This is a genomic window from Nonomuraea sp. NPDC004702 (assembly GCF_053601695.1).
This window is the reverse complement of the sequence record NZ_JBSGCE010000020.1, coordinates 1-17,466: the sequence shown is the minus strand read 5'-3', so window position 1 is coordinate 17,466 and position 17,466 is coordinate 1. Positions and strand designations below refer to the sequence as shown.

General features: G+C 67.8%; 15 protein-coding genes. 8 read left to right on the top strand and 7 right to left on the bottom strand.

Going from position 1 to position 17,466, the window contains the following annotated elements; all coding sequences use genetic code 11:
• Nucleotides 1–3 precede the first annotated feature (3 nt).
• The 7 genes from gyrA to dnaA form a co-directional block, all read right to left on the bottom strand.
• On the bottom strand, nucleotides 4–2,502 hold the full coding sequence (gene gyrA / locus ACWEJ6_RS24515) for a DNA gyrase subunit A (protein WP_452426398.1): 2,499 nt from the start codon (nucleotides 2,500–2,502) through the stop codon (nucleotides 4–6).
• 15 nt (nucleotides 2,503–2,517) lie between these two features.
• Nucleotides 2,518–4,461: a DNA topoisomerase (ATP-hydrolyzing) subunit B gene (gyrB, locus tag ACWEJ6_RS24510; protein WP_387671800.1), complete on the bottom strand. Its 1,944-nt coding sequence runs from the start codon at nucleotides 4,459–4,461 to the stop codon at nucleotides 2,518–2,520.
• Nucleotides 4,462–4,763: 302 nt separating this feature from the next.
• A complete protein-coding gene (locus tag ACWEJ6_RS24505; RefSeq protein WP_352324557.1) occupies nucleotides 4,764–5,264 on the bottom strand; it encodes a DUF721 domain-containing protein in 501 nt (166 codons plus the stop codon).
• Nucleotides 5,254–6,486 (bottom strand): DNA replication/repair protein RecF, encoded by a 1,233-nt coding sequence (gene recF, locus ACWEJ6_RS24500; protein ID WP_358291201.1) that lies wholly within the window; start codon nucleotides 6,484–6,486, stop codon nucleotides 5,254–5,256. The genes ACWEJ6_RS24505 and recF overlap by 11 nt, the downstream gene beginning before the upstream one ends.
• A 139-nt stretch (nucleotides 6,487–6,625) precedes the next feature.
• Nucleotides 6,626–7,567, bottom strand: a complete 942-nt coding sequence (gene gnd, locus ACWEJ6_RS24495; RefSeq protein ID WP_452426396.1) for a phosphogluconate dehydrogenase (NAD(+)-dependent, decarboxylating) — start codon at nucleotides 7,565–7,567, stop codon at nucleotides 6,626–6,628.
• Nucleotides 7,568–7,616: 49 nt separating this feature from the next.
• On the bottom strand, nucleotides 7,617–8,756 hold the full coding sequence (gene dnaN, locus ACWEJ6_RS24490; RefSeq protein WP_387659418.1) for a DNA polymerase III subunit beta: 1,140 nt from the start codon (nucleotides 8,754–8,756) through the stop codon (nucleotides 7,617–7,619).
• A 525-nt stretch (nucleotides 8,757–9,281) separates the two neighbouring features.
• Nucleotides 9,282–10,862: a chromosomal replication initiator protein DnaA gene (gene dnaA, locus ACWEJ6_RS24485; RefSeq protein WP_452426394.1), complete on the bottom strand. Its 1,581-nt coding sequence runs from the start codon at nucleotides 10,860–10,862 to the stop codon at nucleotides 9,282–9,284.
• Between the two features lie 448 nt (nucleotides 10,863–11,310).
• On the opposite strand from dnaA, the gene rpmH reads away from it, so the two are divergent.
• From rpmH to ACWEJ6_RS24445, 8 genes are all read left to right on the top strand, one after another.
• Entirely contained in the window at nucleotides 11,311–11,448 is a 138-nt protein-coding gene (rpmH, locus tag ACWEJ6_RS24480) for a 50S ribosomal protein L34 (RefSeq protein ID WP_043614899.1), read from the top strand.
• Nucleotides 11,449–11,531: 83 nt separating this feature from the next.
• Nucleotides 11,532–11,873, top strand: coding sequence for a ribonuclease P protein component (rnpA, locus tag ACWEJ6_RS24475; RefSeq protein ID WP_387671795.1), 342 nt, complete (start codon nucleotides 11,532–11,534; stop codon nucleotides 11,871–11,873).
• Nucleotides 11,874–11,890: 17 nt separating this feature from the next.
• Nucleotides 11,891–12,148, top strand: a complete 258-nt coding sequence (yidD, locus tag ACWEJ6_RS24470; protein WP_352322972.1) for a membrane protein insertion efficiency factor YidD — start codon at nucleotides 11,891–11,893, stop codon at nucleotides 12,146–12,148.
• 4 nt (nucleotides 12,149–12,152) lie between these two features.
• Entirely contained in the window at nucleotides 12,153–13,076 is a 924-nt protein-coding gene (yidC, locus tag ACWEJ6_RS24465) for a membrane protein insertase YidC (protein ID WP_352362300.1), read from the top strand.
• A 20-nt stretch (nucleotides 13,077–13,096) separates the two neighbouring features.
• A complete protein-coding gene (locus tag ACWEJ6_RS24460) occupies nucleotides 13,097–13,585 on the top strand; it encodes a Jag family protein (protein ID WP_452426391.1) in 489 nt (162 codons plus the stop codon).
• A gap of 545 nt (nucleotides 13,586–14,130) precedes the next feature.
• Nucleotides 14,131–14,802, top strand: coding sequence for a 16S rRNA (guanine(527)-N(7))-methyltransferase RsmG (rsmG, locus tag ACWEJ6_RS24455; RefSeq protein WP_352322967.1), 672 nt, complete (start codon nucleotides 14,131–14,133; stop codon nucleotides 14,800–14,802).
• A gap of 146 nt (nucleotides 14,803–14,948) precedes the next feature.
• Complete coding sequence (locus ACWEJ6_RS24450; RefSeq protein WP_452426388.1) at nucleotides 14,949–15,908, top strand: ParA family protein; 960 nt, start codon at nucleotides 14,949–14,951, stop codon at nucleotides 15,906–15,908.
• Nucleotides 15,909–16,184: 276 nt separating this feature from the next.
• Complete coding sequence (locus ACWEJ6_RS24445) at nucleotides 16,185–17,147, top strand: ParB/RepB/Spo0J family partition protein (protein WP_387671791.1); 963 nt, start codon at nucleotides 16,185–16,187, stop codon at nucleotides 17,145–17,147.
• Nucleotides 17,148–17,466 lie beyond the last annotated feature (319 nt).

Genomic DNA, 17,466 nt, shown 5'->3' with positions numbered 1-17,466 from the left:
GATTTACTCTCCTCCCCCGTCTTCCTCATTCTCCACCGGAGTCTCCATCGACTCCGCGTTCCGGGCGAGGGCAACCACGCTGTCGCCTTCGGCGAGGTTCATCAATCGCACTCCCATGGTCTGGCGGCCGGACTGCTTGATCTCGCCGGCACTCGTCCGGATCACCCCGCCGGCGGACGTGATCGCGAAGACCTCGTCCTCTGGGTTGACCATGACGGCTCCGACCAGCTTGCCACGGGAACTCACGATTTTCGCAGTCAGCACGCCCCTACCGCCACGTCCTTGAACTGGATACTGCTCCACTGGCGTCCGTTTTGCGTACCCAGCCTTCGTGGCGATAAGCACATCTTGACCGTCGGCGATCCGATTCATGGCGAGAAGTTCGTCTCCTTCGAGGAACCTCATGCCGATGACACCGCTGGTCGCGCGGCCCATGGGCCGCAGCGCCTCGTCGGAGGCGGTGAACCTGATCGACTGCGCGCCCTTGGAGACGAGCAGCAGATCATCGGTCTCGGAGACCAGGCGGGCGCCGATGACCTCGTCGTCCTCGCGCAGGTTGATCGCGATCAGACCGCCCGACCTGGGGGAGTCGTACTCGGACAGGCGCGTCTTCTTGACCAGGCCGCTGCGCGTGGCGAGCACCAGGTAGGGGGCGACGTCGTAGTCGCGGAGGTCGAGAACTTCCATGACTGTTTCGTCGGGCTGCATGGCCAAAAGGTTCGCGAGATGCATGCCACGGGCGTCACGCCCGGCGTCAGGCAGCTCGTACGCCTTGACCCGGTACACCCGGCCCTTGTTCGTGAAGAACAGCAGCCAGTGGTGCGTCGTGGTGACGAAGAAGTGGTCGACGATGTCGTCCTGGCGCAGCTGGGCGCCGCGCACGCCCTTGCCGCCCCGCTTCTGCGCCCGGTAGAGGTCGGTACGAGTCCGCTTGGCATAACCGCCGCGGGTGATCGTGACGACGATCTCCTCCTCGGCGATGAGGTCCTCGATCGACATGTCGCCGTCGTAGGCGACGATCTCGGTCTTGCGCTCGTCGCCGTAGCGGTTGACGACCTCGGTCAGCTCGTCGCCGATGATCTCGCGCTGGCGGGCCTCGCTGGCCAGGATCGAGTTGTACTCGGCGATCTGGGCCATCAGGCCGTCGTACTCGTCCTGGATGGCCTGCCGCTCCAGGGCGGCCAGCTTGCGCAGCTGCATGTCCAGGATGGCCTGCGCCTGGATCTCGTCGATCTCCAGAAGCCCCATGAGGCCCTGCTGGGCGTGCGAGGCCGACTCCGAGGCCCGGATGAGGGCGATGACGTCGTCGAGCCGCTCAAGGGCCCTCAGCAGCCCGCGCAGGATGTGCGCGCGCTCCTCGGCCTTGCGCAGCAGGTAACGCGTCCGGCGGACGATGACCTCGACCTGGTGGGCCACGTAGTGGCGGATGAACTGGTCGAGCCGCAGCGTGCGCGGCACGCCGTCGACCAGCGCCAGCATGTTGGCGCCGAAGGTGTCCTGGAGCTGGGTGTGCTTGTACAGGTTGTTGAGCACGACCTTGGCGACCGCGTCGCGCTTGAGCACGATCACCAGGCGCTGCCCGACCCGCGAGGAGCTCTCGTCGCGTACGTCGGCGATGCCCGAGAGCTTGCCCTCGCGCACCAGCTCGGCGATCTTCAACGCCAGGTTGTCCGGGTTGACCTGGTACGGCAGCTCGGTGACGACGAGCGCCTGCCGGCCCTTGTCCTCCTCGACCTCGACGACCGCGCGCATGGTGATCGAGCCGCGCCCGGTGCGGTACGCGTCCTCGATGCCCCGGCGTCCGACGATCAGCGCCTTGGTCGGGAAGTCGGGCCCCTTGACCAGCCTGATCGAGGCTTCCAGCAGCTCCTCGTCGTCGGCCTCGGGGTTCTCCAGGTACCACCGGACGGCGGCCGAGACCTCGCGCAGGTTGTGCGGCGGGATGTTGGTGGCCATGCCGACCGCGATGCCGCCCGAGCCGTTGACCAGCAGCTGCGGGAACCGCGCCGGCAGGACGTCGGGCTCCTGCGACTTTCCGTCGTAGTTCGGGCGGAAGTCGACGGTGTCCTTGTCGATGTCGCGCAGCATCTCCATGGCGATGGGCGCGAGCTTGCACTCGGTGTACCGCATCGCGGCCGCCGGGTCGTTGCCCGGCGAGCCGAAGTTGCCCTGCCCGTCGACCAGCGGATAGCGCAGCGACCACGGCTGGGCCAGGCGGACCAGCGCGTCGTAGATCGAGGTGTCGCCGTGGGGGTGGTAGGTGCCCATCACGTCACCGACGACGCGGGCGCACTTGAAGTAGCCGCGGTCGGGACGGTAGCCACCGTCGTACATCGCGTAGAGCACCCGTCGGTGCACCGGTTTGAGACCGTCGCGCACGTCAGGCAGCGCCCTGGACACGATGACGGACATCGCGTAGTCCATGTAACTGCGCTGCATCTCGGACTGGATGTCCACCGGTTCGATGCGGTCAGCCGGGGGAGTGGTGTTCACGTCCGTCACAGGTTTAGGTCCTTCTTAAACGTCGAGGAAGCGAACGTCGCGCGCGTTGCGGATGATGAAGTCGCGCCGCGCCTCGACGTCCTCGCCCATGAGCACGCTGAACAGGTCGTCGGCCTGGGCCGCGTCGTCGAGCGTGACCAGGCGCAGCAGTCGCGTCGCCGGGTTCATGGTGGTCTCCCAGAGCTGGCCGGCGTTCATCTCGCCGAGGCCCTTGAACCGCTGGACGTTGTCCCGCGGGCGCGGGTCTGCCTTGCCCTGCGCGATGCCGTCGTTGATGACCGCGTCGCGCTCGGCGTCGGAGTAGGCGTAGGAGGCGTCCTCGCCCTTCCGGTCCCACTTGATCTTGTAGAGCGGCGGGCACGACAGGTAGACGTGCCCGGCCTCGATCAGCGGCCGCATGAACCTGAACAGCAGCGTCAGCAGCAGGGTGTTGATGTGCTGGCCGTCGACGTCGGCGTCGGCCATCAGGATCACCTTGTGGTAACGCAGCTTGGCGATGTCGAACTCGTCGTGCACGCCGGTGCCCAGGGCGGTGATGAGCGCCTGGACCTCGTTGTTCTTCAGGACCTTGTCGATCCGCGCCTTCTCGACGTTGAGGATCTTGCCGCGGATGGGCAGGATCGCCTGGAAGCGCGAGTCGCGGCCGCCCTTGGCCGAGCCGCCGGCCGAGTCGCCCTCGACGATGAACAGCTCGCACTTCTCCGGGTCGTTCCACTGGCAGTCGGCCAGCTTGCCGGGAAGGCCGCTGCCGGACTCCAGGAGCGACTTGCGCCGGGTCAGGTCGCGGGCCTGGCGGGCCGCCAGGCGGGCGCGGCTGGCCTGCAGCGACTTGTTGATGATGTCCTTGGCCTCGCCGGGGTTGCGCTCGAACCAGTCGCGCAGGTGGTCGTTGCAGGCCTTCTGCACGAACGACTTGGCCTCGGTGTTGCCCAGCTTGGTCTTGGTCTGGCCCTCGAACTGCGGGTCGGACAGCTTGACCGAGATGATCGCGGTCAGGCCCTCGCGGACGTCCTCGCCGGAGAGGTTGTCGTCCTTGCCCTCCTTGAGGAACTTCTGCTCGCGCGCGTAGCGGTTGACGATGGTCGTCAGCGCCGCGCGGAAGCCCTCCTCGTGGGTGCCGCCCTCAGCCGTGTTGATCATGTTGGCGAACGTGTAGACCGACTCCGAGTAGGAGTTGTTCCACTGCATGGCGATGTCGACCGCGATGCCGTCGCCCTCCTCCTCGAAGGAGACGATCGACGCGTGCGCCGCCTCCTTCTTGGCGTTGAGGTGCTTGACGAAGTCGGCCAGGCCGCCCTCGTAGTGGTATTCGACCGTGTGCGGCTCGCCGTTGACGTGGTCGGGCCGCTCGTCGGTGAACGTGATCGTCAGGCCCTTGTTGAGGAAGGCCGTCTCCTGGAACCGGCGCGAGAGCGTCTCGTAGTTCCAGGTGGTGGTCTCGAAGACGTCGGGATCGGGCCAGAACGTGATCGTCGTGCCGGTCTCGTCGGTCTCCTCGCCCTGGGCCAGCGGCGCGGTGGGCTTGGAGTGCTCGTAGCGCTGCCGCCAGTAGTGGCCGTTCTGCTTGACCTCGACGTCCATGGCGGTGGACAGCGCGTTGACGACGGCCGAGCCGACGCCGTGCAGGCCGCCGGAGACCGCGTAGGACTGGCTGTCGAACTTGCCGCCCGCGTGGAGCGTGGTCAGCACGACCTCGACGGCCGAGCGCTTCTCCACAGGGTGGATGCCCGTGGGGATGCCGCGGCCGTTGTCGACGACGCGCACGCCGCCGTCGGCCAGCAGCGAGATGTCGATCCTGGTGGCGAAACCGGCCAGCGCCTCGTCCACCGCGTTGTCCACGATCTCGTAGACGAGGTGGTGCAGGCCGCGCTCACCGGTGGAGCCGATATACATACCCGGGCGTTTGCGAACCGCCTCAAGTCCTTCGAGTACGGTGATTGAGCTAGCGTCGTAGGACAACTGCGAAATCCTCCTGCCGCGGACACGCGGCGGGGGAGGCCGTCAACTTCATGCTGCCCCTACCGTGCCCGTCACCGTCGTGAGTGCCCCGATGCGCGGTCACCCGGGGGAGTCGGCTTACTGCCGGGGTGACACGCAAGCGGACGTGTCCGGAATCCTTTTTCATTCTACCGCTTCCCGGAGCCCGTGGTGGCAATACACGCGCCTGTGATGCGCCCTAGCTCGATTTGCCCCCCACTCAAGCATCCCCCCTTCGGAAAGGGGGCTTATCGCGTCTGCGGCTGTCTGATCGCCCCCGGCGCCTAACCATAGGTGTCGCCGGGCCCTCTACTTCCGGTCACCCGCAAACCCCCTGTGGGCCGGGGCGCGTTCTGCGGCCCCCTGACCTTGACCTTTGTCACGGAACCGTCACCCAGCTCCTCGTTGAGCCTGCGGATGAGGGTGCGCGCGAGCAGCCTGACCTGCGTCGCCCAGGCCGTGGAATCGGCCGCGATGAGCACCTCGCCCTCGTCGAAGGACTCCGGCCGGGTGTGGGCGGCCAGGTCGGGGCCGACGATCTCCTTCCACCGGCCGAACACCGCGCCGACGGCCGCCGAGCGCTCCCAGCCGCGGTCGGCCAGCAGGTCGGCGATGGCCCGGCCGAAGAGCTGGGGATCGCCGGCCTCCCTGCGCGGGCCGGCCTTGCGCCTGGGCTCGCGGCGCGGGAGCTGGCCGCGCTTGGCCGCGTCGGCCTTCGCCTGCGCGAGCTTCTCCCTCGCCATGGCGGCCCCCCTGGCCGCCGCGTTGTGCTGCTCATCGGACACGGGTCACGCTCCCCTCAGCGACGTCGAAACGGGCCCCCGCCAGCTCCTTCGGCACGTCGTCGGGCACGGCGGCGGTGATCAGCACCTGTTCGGCCGGCGCGACGATCTCGGCCAGCCTGCGCCTGCGCTGGCTGTCGAGCTCGGCGAACACGTCGTCGAGGATCAGCACCGGGTCGCCGCCGTCGGCCCGCAGCAGGTCGTAGGCGGCCAGCCGCAGCGCCAGCGCGAACGACCACGACTCGCCATGGCTGGCATAGCCGCGGGCGGGCAGGTCGCCGAGGCCCAGGATCAGGTCGTCGCGGTGTGGGCCGACCAGCGTGACGCCCCGTTCCAGCTCGGCCTGGCGGACCTCCGTGAGCCGGTCGCGGAGCTGCTGTTCAAGGGTTTTCCCCAAGTCTGTGGATAACGTCTGCGCATCGGGAGATCCCCGCTCACCGGCGACTTCGTCCTCCGCGCCGTCCCCACCTGTGGACAACGTGCTGCGGTAGGCCAGCGTCGCGGGGGCGCTCGTGGGGGCCAGCGCGGCGTAGGCCCCGGCCACCAGCGGGCGCAGCGCCTCGATGAGCTCCAGCCGCGCCCGCAACAGCTCCGCGCCGTGCCTGGCGAGGTGGGCGTCCCACACCTCCAGCGTGCTCAGGACGTCGCCGGCGCCCGCGGCGGCGAACGCGGTGTCGCTCTCGGCCCGCCGGCCGCTCCTGCTGCCTCTGCGGGCCTGCGCGGCCGTGCGCAGCAGGGCGCCGCGCTGCTTCAGCACCCGGTCGTAGTCGGCCCGGACCCCGGCGAACCTCGGGGCCCTGGCCACGAGCAGGTCGTCGAGAAAACGGCGGCGCTCCGACGGGTCGCCCTTGGACAGCGCCAGGTCCTCCGGCGCGAACAGCACCGTGCGCAGCAGCCCGATGACGTCGCGCGGCCTGGACACGGGGGAGCGGTTGAGCCGCGCCCGGTTGGCCTTGCCCGGGTTGATCTCCAGCTCCACCAGCGCCCGCCGGTCGTCCCTGTGGACGGCGCAGCGCACGATGGCCCGCGCGGCCCCCTGCCGCACCAGCGGCGCGTCGTTGGCCACGCGGTGGCTGGAGTGCGTCGCGACATAGCCGAGGGCCTCGACCAGGTTGGTCTTGCCCTGGCCGTTGGGCCCGACGAGAGCCGTGACGCCCGGTTCCAGACCGAGCTCCACGGACGCGTAGGACCTGAAGTCGGTCAGCGAGAGGTGGGCGACATGCACCCCACGAAGGTTAGTCCGCCGCGGGGGCCGCCCGTGTCACCGGCTTGCCGTCCTGTGGAAAACCTCGGGCTTCCCCGGCCGGCCTGTGGACCACCGGCCGGCCCGACCGGCCGGACCCCGGCTGGGCTGCTCGGCCGGGTTACTCGGCTTCGCGCGGCGGGGCCACGTCGGCGCCGGGCGAGTCGGCGCCCTTGCCGGTGCTGCCCTCGGTCGAGGTGATCGCGTGGCCGCCGAACTGGTTGCGCAGCGCGGCGACGACCTTCATCGCGGGGGAGTCGTCCTGGCGCGAGGCGAACCGCGCGTACAGGGCGGCGGTGATCACCGGCAGCGGCACGGCGTGGTCGACGGCCGCCTGGACCGTCCAGCGGCCCTCGCCGGAGTCCTGGGCGTAACCGCGGAGCTGGTCGAGGTGCTCGTCGTCGTCGAGCGCCCGCACCATCAGGTCGAGCAGCCAGGAGCGGATGACGGTGCCGGTGCGCCAGCTGCTGAAGGAGCCCCTGACGTCCTTGACGACGTCGGACGCCTCCAGAAGCTCCCAGCCCTCCGCGAACGCCTGCATCATGCCGTACTCGATGCCGTTGTGGACCATCTTCGCGAAGTGGCCGGCACCGACGTCACCGGCGTGGACGAAGCCGTCCTCGCCCTCAGGCTTGAGCGTCTCGAAGATCGGCATGAGCCGGTCGACGTCGGTCTGCTCGCCGCCGCACATGAGGGCGTAGCCGTTCTGGAGCCCCCACACGCCGCCGCTCACGCCGCAGTCGACGAAGCCGATGCCCTTCTCGCGCAGCTCGGCGGCGTGCTTCTGGTCGTCCACATAGTGTGAATTGCCGCCGTCGACGACGATGTCGCCCTCGTCGAGCAGCTCGCCGAGCTCGTCGATCGTCTGCTGGGTGGGCTTGCCCGCGGGAACCATGACCCAGACCGCGCGCGGCGCGGACAGCCGTTCGACCAGCTCCTTCAGGCTGGCCACGTCGCTGATGCCGGGGTCGCGGTCGTAACCGACCACCTCCTGGCCGCCGCGGCGCAGCCGCTCGGCCATGTTGCCGCCCATCTTGCCCAGTCCCACCATGCCGATCTGCATGACGCTCCTCTACCCCCTTGTCAGGCTTCCATCATCTCCGATGACGGGATCAGCCCGACAGGCGGATGGGCATGATCAGGTAACGGTAGTCCGTACCTGCGCCTTCGTCCACAGGCTTGCCCCCTGTGAGGATGGCCGGTTTGGTCGAGGTCGTCATCTGCAGGCGCGCCACGTCGGAGTCGATCGCGCCGAGCCCCTCCAGCAGGAACTGGTGGTTGAAGGCGATGTTCATCTCCTCGCCCTCGTAATCCACAGGCAGTGCCTCGACGGCCTGCGCCTCGTCGCCGCTGCCGGCCTCCAGCACGACCTCGCCGCTCTTGAACGCCAGGCGTACGGGGGTGTTGCGCTCGGCGACCAGGGCCACGCGCTTGACCGCCTCGACGAACGGGCCTGTGGACAGGTCGGCGCGCGCGGAGAACTCCGTGGGCAGCAGCGAGCGGTACTTGGGGAACTCGGGGTCGAGCAGCCGCGTCGTGGTGCGCCGGCCCGCGCTGGAGAAGCCGATCATGCCCTCGCCGGTGCCGCCGGCCGAGCTGAGCGCGATCTCCACCTCGGCGCCGGTGGTGCCGAGGGCCTTGGCGGTGTCGGCGAGCGTCTTGCCGGGGATCATCGCGATCGCGGCGAAGTCGGGCTGGCCCGGCTGCCACTTGAGCTCGCGCACGGCGAGCCGGTAGCGGTCGGTGGCGGCGAGGGTGACGGTGTCGCCCTCGATCTCCATGCGCACGCCCGTGAGCATCGGCAGCGTGTCGTCCCGGCCCGCCGCGACGGCGACCTGGCTGACGGCGGAGGCGAACACGTCGCTGCCCACCCGCCCGGCGGCCGGCGGCATGGCCGGGAGCGACGGGTAGTCCTCCACAGGCATGGTCAGCAGGGTGAACCGGGCGCTGCCGCACGTGACGACGGCCTTGGCGCCTTCCACCACGAAGTCCACAGGCTGTGCGGGAAGCGCGCGCGTGATCTCGGCGAGCAGCTTGCCCGAGACCAGGACGACGCCCGCCTCACCGGTGTGGAGTTCGAGCGTGACCTCGGCGGAGACCTCGTAGTCGAACCCCGACAGCTTGAGCTGCTGGCCCTCCGTCACCTCCAGGCGCATGCCGGCGAGCACGGGCACCGACGGGCGCGCCGGGAGACTGCGTGCCGTCCATGCCACCGCCTCAGCGAGGACGTCTCGCTCGATTCGGAACATCACGGTGATCAGCCTCCTGGGTTCGTCGTTGATTCAAGTGTTCACTCTCCCGCACCGCGGTTCGGGGAGAACCCCTCTATGGGTCTTTGATTTTCTTAGTAAGAGAGATAAGAGGTCATCACACTAGGGGCTGTGGGAACTGTGGACAACTGATGTCCTCGCAGCTCAGTGCCCCTGTTTTCATCCACCGAGGGTGTGGGTGACGCCTGGGGGAAACTTCGCCGCCTGGGGATGGAGATTCGTCGCCCACAGGCCGTCCCCAGATCATGGGGTGTTCATCCACCGGTTATCCACGAGGTTTCCACAGGTTGTCCACGGGGTAAGAGGGGGCCTTCTGGAGTCCCAGATCGACTGTTCACAGGCCGTCCACACGTTATCCACGAGTCATCCCCAGGTTCTCCTCAGGATGTCCCCAGATTCGTCCCCAGCCCTTGTGGGTGGATTTTTCCCGGCATTGGCGGTCGTACCGACGCGCCAATTTTGCGTTTCCGCTGGTCCACAGTGTTTTCCACAGGCTGTGTACGAGCATCAAGATCCACGCTTGCTCTGTTTGATACGCATTGTCAGCTCGTTGACCTGGTTGTACATCGACCTGCGCTCGGCGATGAGCGACCGGATCTTGCGCTCGGCGTGCATCACGGTGGTGTGGTCGCGGCCGCCGAACTGCTGGCCGATCTTCGGCAGCGACAGCTCGGTCAGCTCGCGCGCCAGGTACATGGCGATCTGCCGGGCGTTGACGAGCGCGCGGCTGCGCGAGGTGCCGCACAGGTCTTCGATGCTGATGCCGAAGTAGTTGGCGGTCTCGGTCATGATGGCCGCGATCGTGATCTCGGTGTCGGACTCCGAGGTGATCAGGTCCTTCAGCACGACCTCGGCGAGCTGCAGGTCCACACCCTGCCTGTTGAGGCTGGCGAACGCGGTCACCCTGATCAGGGCGCCCTCCAGCTCGCGGATGTTGGTGGAGATCCGGCTCGCGATGTACTCCAGCACCTCGGGCGGCGCGGCCAGGCCCTCCTGGATGGCCTTCTTCCGCAGGATCGCGATGCGGGTCTCCAGCTCGGGCGGCTGGACGTCGGTGATCAGGCCCCACTCGAACCGGTTGCGCAGCCGGTCCTCCAGCGTGATGAGCTGCTTGGGCGCGCGGTCGCTGGAGATGACGATCTGCTTGTTGGCGTTGTGCAGGGTGTTGAAGGTGTGGAAGAACTCCTCCTGCGTCTGCTCCTTGCCCTCCAGGAACTGGATGTCGTCCACAAGCAGGATGTCGATCGCGCGGTAGCGGCCGCGGAAGCCGTCGGCCTTGTGGTCGCGGATGCTGTTGATGAAGTCGTTGGTGAACTCCTCCGAGCTCACGTATCTCACCCGGGCGCCGTCGTACAGGCTCTGCGCGTAATGCCCGATCGCGTGCAGCAGGTGGGTCTTCCCCAGGCCGGAGTCGCCGTAAATGAAGAGCGGGTTGTACGCCTTCGCGGGGGATTCGGCCACCGCCACGGCCGCGGCGTGCGCGAACCGGTTGCTGGCGCCGATGACGAATGTCTCAAATGTGTACTTCTGGTTGAGTCTGGCCGGCTCGCTGGGCTTGTTGCTCTTCGCTTCCCAGCGATTCGGTGCCGGCTCCGGCGCTTTCTCCACAGGCGGTGTGTACGGCTGCACCTGTTCAAAAGAGAACGAAGGCTGTGGATATTCGGTGGACGCCGGAGGCTGCTCGGGCTGTGGAGAATAGAACTGCGGGGGCTCGGATGCCTGGTAGTGCTGGGGTTGCACCGGCTGTGTGTAACGCGGCTGGCTATCCACACTCTGGGGATAAGGCACATTCACAGGCTGTTGATGGACGTCCGGCAAAGGCTGTTCCGGAGCCGTGGTGTCGATCATCACGGCCAGCCGCATCGTCATCCCCAGCTCCTGGGACAGCGCGTGGGCCACCAGCGGGCGCAACTTGCCCTCGATGAGGTCCTTGAGGAAGTCGTTGGGGACGCCGAGCACGATCGTGTCGTCCGCGAGAGCGATCGGACGGACCATCGACAGCCAGGTGCGCTGCTGGATGGGCACGTTCTCGTTGAGGAAGTTGCCCAGGGCCCTCGCCCATACCGTGCCGAGGTCGACACCACTCATGGTGCGGCTCCCCTCCTTCCTCTCGCGGCCCCCCGCGATCGTTTATCCACATGACCGTGGTCGCCCCGAGCGGTCGGCGACCCCTTCGTCCACAGCGTGGCGGCAGGGCTTCGTACCCAGGTCCTCCACAGGAGATCCACAGGCTGTGCACGGTGTTTCCGGTGGTCCAGAAGGGCCGACAGTATCCATGTGCACAGCTGTGTTCAAGACGTTGTCCACAGCGTAGTGGCACCTGGATGCACAAACTGTGGACGTGGGCCCGGCGGTGGAAAAGTCGCCTGTGGATCAGTGGATAACCCGTTCAGTTTGACCTGGGACGCCGTTGGCCCGTAACGTACGACGGTCGGCTTGCCACGCGACGGCTATTTCGCGTGCCCTCGCTCCCACGGCAGGCCAGCCATGTGTGTATAAGCGCCCCTGGGCGCACCTTCAAGCCTGGAGCCCACCCGTGAGCAAGCGTACTTTCCAGCCGAACAACCGTCGCCGCGCGAAGACCCACGGCTTCCGGCTGCGGATGCGCACCCGGGCCGGTCGCGCCATCCTCGCCGCCCGTCGCCGCAAGGGCCGCGAGAAGCTGTCGGCCTGATCGACCCGCGCCCGAAGTCCGGCCCGTCGGTGTACCTCGCCGACGGGCGTTAGGCGTATACGGTGCTGTCCCGTCAATCCCGCATGCGGCGCGGGGACGAGTTCGAAGCGGCGGTCCGACGCGGCAAACGCGCCGGACGCCCCACTTTGGTGGTGCATCTCAACCTTTCTGGGGAAGAGACACCTCTGGTTGGTTTCGTGGTGAGCAAGGCCGTTGGTGGCGCGGTGACCCGGAACAAGGTCAAACGACGGCTCCGACACCTGATGCGCGACCGTCTCGACCGGCTGCCGCGAGGTAGCCTGCTGGTGGTACGCGCCAATCCACCGGCCGCGTCCGCGTGCGTCGAGCAACTGGCCGCCGATCTCGACGCCGCGCTGGATCGTTTGCTCAGGCGGCGCGAGTCCTCGACGGGTGGACACAGATGACGGAGCAGCCGCAAGGGATGCCGGGCCTCGCCGCCCGGGCGCTGATCATCCCCATTCGGTTCTACCGGGCGTTCATCAGCCCGATGCTCGGTCCACGCTGCCGGTTCTACCCGTCGTGCAGCGCGTATGGGCTCGAGGCGATTGCCGTACATGGGGCATTGCGCGGCACATGGCTGACTGTCCGGCGCATCGGGCGGTGCCACCCATTCCATCCCGGAGGTATAGACCCGGTGCCCCCACGCCCGGTCCGGTCCCACGAAACGCAAGGGAGCTAGCTCGGTGGAGCTGTCCTGGCTCAATTGGCTGTACACGGCCGTCGCCCAAGTCATCACCTGGATCCACCAGGTCTACAGCACTTTCCTCGACCCCAACAGCGGGTTGACCTGGGCGCTGACCATCGTCACGCTGACCGTCTGCATGCGGATCCTCATCTTCCCGCTGTTCCTCAAGCAGATGCGGTCGTCGCGGAAGATGCAGGAGCTGGCACCGAAGGTCCAGGAGCTCCGCAAGCGCTACAAGAACGACAAGCAGCGCATGAACCAGGAGGTCATGGCGCTGTACCAGGGCGCGGGCGCCAACCCCCTCGGTGGCTGCCTCCCCGTCGTGGCGCAGTTCCCGATCTTCATCTCGATGTTCACCGTGCTGCGGGCCATCGCCGCCGACCAGGCCAAGTTCGGCATGTCGCAGGAGCTGGTCGACAGCGCCAAGCACGCGCTGATCATCAACGCTCCCCTGCCCGCCACGTTCTTCGAGGCCCCTGACATCGCCCAGAAGGTCGTCATCGGCTTCTTCGTGGCGATCAGCTCGCTCACCACGTTCCTCACCGTCCGGCAGAGCGTGACCCGCTCGATGGCGCAGATGCCGGACAACCCCATGGCGCAGCAGCAGAAGATCCTGATGTACATCTCGCCGCTGTTCGCCTTCTTCAGCCTCAACTTCCCGCTGGGCCTGATCCTCTACTGGGTCACCACCAACCTGTGGACGCTGGGCCAGCAGCACTGGTTCTACAGCCGGCACCCGATGCCGCAGTTCGACGCCAAGGGCAACGCCATCCCCGTGACGCCCAAGCCCGGCCTGGTGGCAAAGATGCGCAAGACCACTCCGGAAGAGGAGGCCCCTCCCGCCCCGCCGGAGCCTAAGATCATTAGGCAGCAGCCCAGCCGCCAGTCCCGCAGCAAGCGCACCGGCAGCAAGAAGTCTTGAACACGAAGGAGAGGCCGGCCATGACCGAGGCCGAGCAGGAGAAGGCTCCTGATCTCAACGCGCTTGAGCAGGAAGGCGAGATCGCTGCCGACTACGTCGAGGGCCTTCTCGACATCGCCGACATCGACGGCGACATCGACATGGACGTCGAGGGCGACCGCGCCATGGTCTCCGTCGTGGGGCTCAAGGGCAACGAGCTGGTCGGGCCCGCCGGCGAGGTCCTGGAGGCGCTGCAGGAGCTGACCCGGCTGGCCGTCCACCGGCAGACCGGGGAGCGGTCGCGGCTCATGCTCGACGTCGCCGGTTACCGCGAGCGGCGCCGGGCCGAGCTGAGCAAGCTCGGCACCGAGGTCGCCAACCAGGTCAAGGACAAGGGTGAGCCGAAGGCGCTGCACCCGATGACGCCGTTCGAGCGGAAGATCGTCCACGACGCGGTGGCGGCCGCCGGGCTGCGCAGCGAGTCCGAGGGTGAGGAGCCGCAGCGGTACGTGGTGGTCCTTCCCACCTGAAACGTGCATGGTGAGCCGGTTCGGCCGTCTGTCCGCGCTTGGGTGCGCTGATGGGCGGCCGTTTCCGTATCTATAGCTGTACGTACGGGATGCGGGGCCTATGTGGGCCGCTGGCGGGTTTGCGGGCTGGCCTCCGTGCTTGTGCGGCTCGATCCCTGTTCCTTGCTGTTGGTGAGTTGTCCGGCGTCTTTGTGCTCTGGCGTTGGAGTTCGGCGCTGTTAGCGGGGGAGCGCGCGGTTTTGTGCGTTGACCTTGTTGTTCGTCCCGAAAAGTGTCTCTGAGTGTTTCTTTCGGGTGATATGCGCTCTATGTCGTTTGTAAGGGATTTGGTGTCGAGGGTGGATCGGGAGGGGCGCGCGGCGGCGTGCTCGACCGTCACCCACATGCCAGCCCGCTAGTCTTCCAGTGTGATCTCACATCTAGCCTTGGGTGGACACCGCCCCTAGAACGTCGAGACACCCACCGTCGAACGCCCACCGGCATCACCGCCGAGCAGGCAACCTGAGTACGAACACCACCTGAGACCGAGAAAGGGCCAGCATCCAGTGAGCGAAGAGCTTCCGGCGCCGCCGGACATAGCGCGGGACGTCTTCGCCGGGGAGGCATGGGACCGTGCGAACGCGTTCGCCGCGCTGCTGGCGGGCCCCGGCGTCGTCCGGGGATTGCTGGGGCCGCGTGAGGTGCCGCGTATCTGGGATCGCCACCTGCTCAACTGCGCTGTGGTCGCCGAGGCCGTGCCGCCGGAGGTGCGGCTCGTGGACATCGGCTCGGGGGCGGGGCTGCCGGGGCTGGTGCTGGCCATCGTCCGCCAGGACATCGAGGTCACGCTGCTGGAGCCGTTGCTTCGCCGTACGGTGTTCCTGGAGGAGTGCGTCGAGGCGCTCAAGCTGGACAACGTCGAGGTGCTGCGCGGGCGGGCCGAGGATCTGGCGGGGGAGCGGGAGTTCGACGTCGCCAGTGCTCGGGCGGTCGCGCCACTCGACCGGCTGCTGAAATGGGCCATGCCTCTTCTGCGTGAGGGCGGCGAGCTGATAGCCATGAAGGGGGAGCGAGCCGCCGGCGAGCTCGCCGAGGCGGAGTCCCAATTGCGGGCCTGCGGGGCCCGAACGGCCGAGCTTGTGACCGTCGGGCACGGTAAGGTCGAGCCGCCTGCAACATTGGTTCGGGTGGTAGCGGGTCGCGCGCCGGAGCGAGCCAGGCGGCGACGAAGGAGGTGACGGTTGTGCCAGTCGCGTCTTGCGGTCTTGGCTGGCCGGACAGCCGTCTGTCCGAGAGCCCAACCGGGGTTGGATGGCCCGAAATGGGCGTGTCGCAACAGCAAATTCCCGGCACCGGCACACCACTGGTTGAAAGGATGGCCAACGTGACCCAGACCCCCCTGAACCCCGGTGATTCGCCGTTGGTACGAGAGGCGCTCAGTTCAGTGGTTTCACGTGAAACACCTGCCACCACCCAACCGGCCGCCCCTCAGCCAGCCACCGAGCAGCCCGCCGCCACCCAGAGGGGTGGCACCAGCGGCGACGGCGACAACTCCTGGCCTCGGCCGGCGAAGTGCAGAGTGATCGCGGTGGCCAACCAGAAGGGCGGCGTCGGCAAGACCACCACCTCGGTGAACATTGCCGCGGCCCTGTCGATGCACGGCCAGCGCGTCCTCGTGGTGGACCTCGACCCGCAGGGCAACGCCTCGACAGCGCTGGCCACCGAGCATCGTGGTGACGTACCGGATGTGTACCAGGTGCTCGTCGACGATCTGCCCATGGTGGAGATCGTCAAGCAGGTCCCCGAGATGCCGAACCTCTACTGCGCGCCCGCCACGATCGACCTGGCCGGCGCGGAGATCGAGCTCGTCTCGCTGGTGGCGCGGGAGGCCCGGCTCCGGCGGGCGCTGGCGGCGTACGAGGCGGAGTTCGACTACATCGTCATCGACTGCCCGCCGTCCCTCGGCCTGCTGACGGTCAACGCCCTGGTCGCGGCGGAGGAGGTCATGATCCCGATCCAGTGCGAGTACTACGCGCTGGAGGGCCTGGGGCAGCTCCTCAGGAACGTCGACCTCATCAAGGCGCACCTCAACCCGGCTCTGCGGCTCTCCACGATCGTCCTGACGATGTACGACGGGCGTACCCGGCTGGCTTCACAGGTCGCCGACGAGGTGCGCTCGCACTTCGGGGAGACGGTGCTGAAGACGGTCATCCCGCGCAGCGTCCGGCTGTCGGAGGCGCCCAGCTATGGGCAGTCGGTCATGACGTACGATCCGGGGTCGAGCGGGGCTATGGCCTACATGGACGCGGCCCGGGAGATCGCCCACCGCGCCACCGTGGCCTGACGGCTGGTCGCTCGTGGGTCTCTCGGGTACGGCCTGAGGGGGTGGGCTGTCATGCCCGTGCTCCGGTGTGCCTGCGCCGGGTCGGCGCGGTGGACGTCGGCGGTGGACGCCGGCGGGGAGCGGTATCGTTCGGCGCGAGTCGTGAGTTGGGCAGATTTGTAACCGTGTCGGCGTAAGTCCCACGGGACTGTGTGTGGCGTGGGGGCACCCCGCTGGGCCCGCAACGGTAACCTCTCCTGGAGTGACCGGAATCGACCGGCTGGATGAGGAGACGCAGTGAGTCAGCAGCGGCGGGGATTGGGCAAGGGACTCGGGGCGCTCATCCCGACCGGACCCATCGTTGACGGCCCGGGTACGGCGCCCGCTCCCTCGAACGGTGCCACGGTCGAGGCAGGTCCGAAGCCGATCGCTGGAGCGTACTTCAAAGAGGTCGCGCTGACCGCGATCGTGCCCAACCCTCGTCAGCCGCGTGAGGTGTTCGACGACGAGCGCCTCCAGGAGCTCGCCGACTCCATTCGCGAGGTCGGCCTTCTGCAGCCGATCGTGGTGCGCTCCGTGGGTGGCGGCCAGTACGAGCTGATCATGGGAGAGCGGCGCTGGCGGGCGTGCCAGCAGGTCGGTCTTGACCCGGTCCCGGCGATCGTCCGGAACACCCAGGACACCGACCTCCTCCGGGACGCGCTCATCGAGAACCTCCAGCGCGAGCAGCTGAACGCCCTCGAAGAAGCGGCCGCCTACCAGCAGTTGCTGGACGACTTCCAGGCGACCCACGAGCAGTTGGCCAGCAAGGTGGGGCGCTCTCGATCCCACATCACCAACACGCTCCGGCTGCTCAACCTCCCGCCGGAGGTTCAGCTCCGCGTGGCCGCCGGCACCATCAGCGCCGGGCACGCTCGCGCCCTGCTCGGCCTGAGCAGTGCGGAGGAGCAGGTTGAGTTGGCCAAGCGCATCGTGGCGGAGCTGCTGTCCGTGAGGGCGGTGGAGGAGATCGTCGCCATGGGCAGCGCGAAGGCCGCGCAGAAGGCGCCGCGTGAGCGGCAGGCGCCCAAGCCTACGGCTCCTGGTCTGACCCATCTGGCGGACCGGCTCTCCGACCACTTCGAGACGAAGGTCAAGGTCGACCTGGGGCGGCGTAAGGGGCGGATCGTGGTGGAGTTCGCGACGATCGACGACCTTGAGCGCATCATCGGGACGATGGCGCCTGAGGCGGCACGGGCGATGCGGGAGCGCGAGGACTGACCTTGCCTGTTTCACGTGAAACCACTCGCTGTTTCACGTGAAACCCCTTCCTTCGTTCTTCGCTTCTCTCTTCTCTACGGTTCTCCTCTCTTCTCTCTCTCCTCTTCTCTGTTCGTCTGCGTTGGTCCTTCTTCGTGTTGTGGGTGTGTCCGCAGGGCTGCGTCGTGGGTGCGGCATGCGGCTGGAGCGCAATGGCTGGCCGGGCCGCGGCCTTGGGGTCGCTCCGGCTCCCCGGCTCGCGCGGCTCCCCGGCTCGCGCGGCTCCCCGGCTCGCGCGGCTCCCCGGCTCGCGCGGCTCCCCGGCTCGCGCGGCTCCCCG

Excerpts from the sequence above, each read along its gene's own strand:
- gnd (WP_452426396.1), bottom strand. The coding sequence starts at position 7,567 with ATGCAGATCGGCATGGTGGGACTGGGCAAGATGGGCGGCAACATGGCC.
- ACWEJ6_RS24460 (WP_452426391.1), top strand. The coding sequence starts at position 13,097 with ATGACCGAGGCCGAGCAGGAGAAGGCTCCTGATCTCAACGCGCTTGAG.
- dnaA (WP_452426394.1), bottom strand. The coding sequence starts at position 10,862 with ATGAGTGGTGTCGACCTCGGCACGGTATGGGCGAGGGCCCTGGGCAAC.
- rnpA (WP_387671795.1), top strand. The coding sequence starts at position 11,532 with ATGCGGCGCGGGGACGAGTTCGAAGCGGCGGTCCGACGCGGCAAACGC.
- yidD (WP_352322972.1), top strand. The coding sequence starts at position 11,891 with ATGCCGGGCCTCGCCGCCCGGGCGCTGATCATCCCCATTCGGTTCTAC.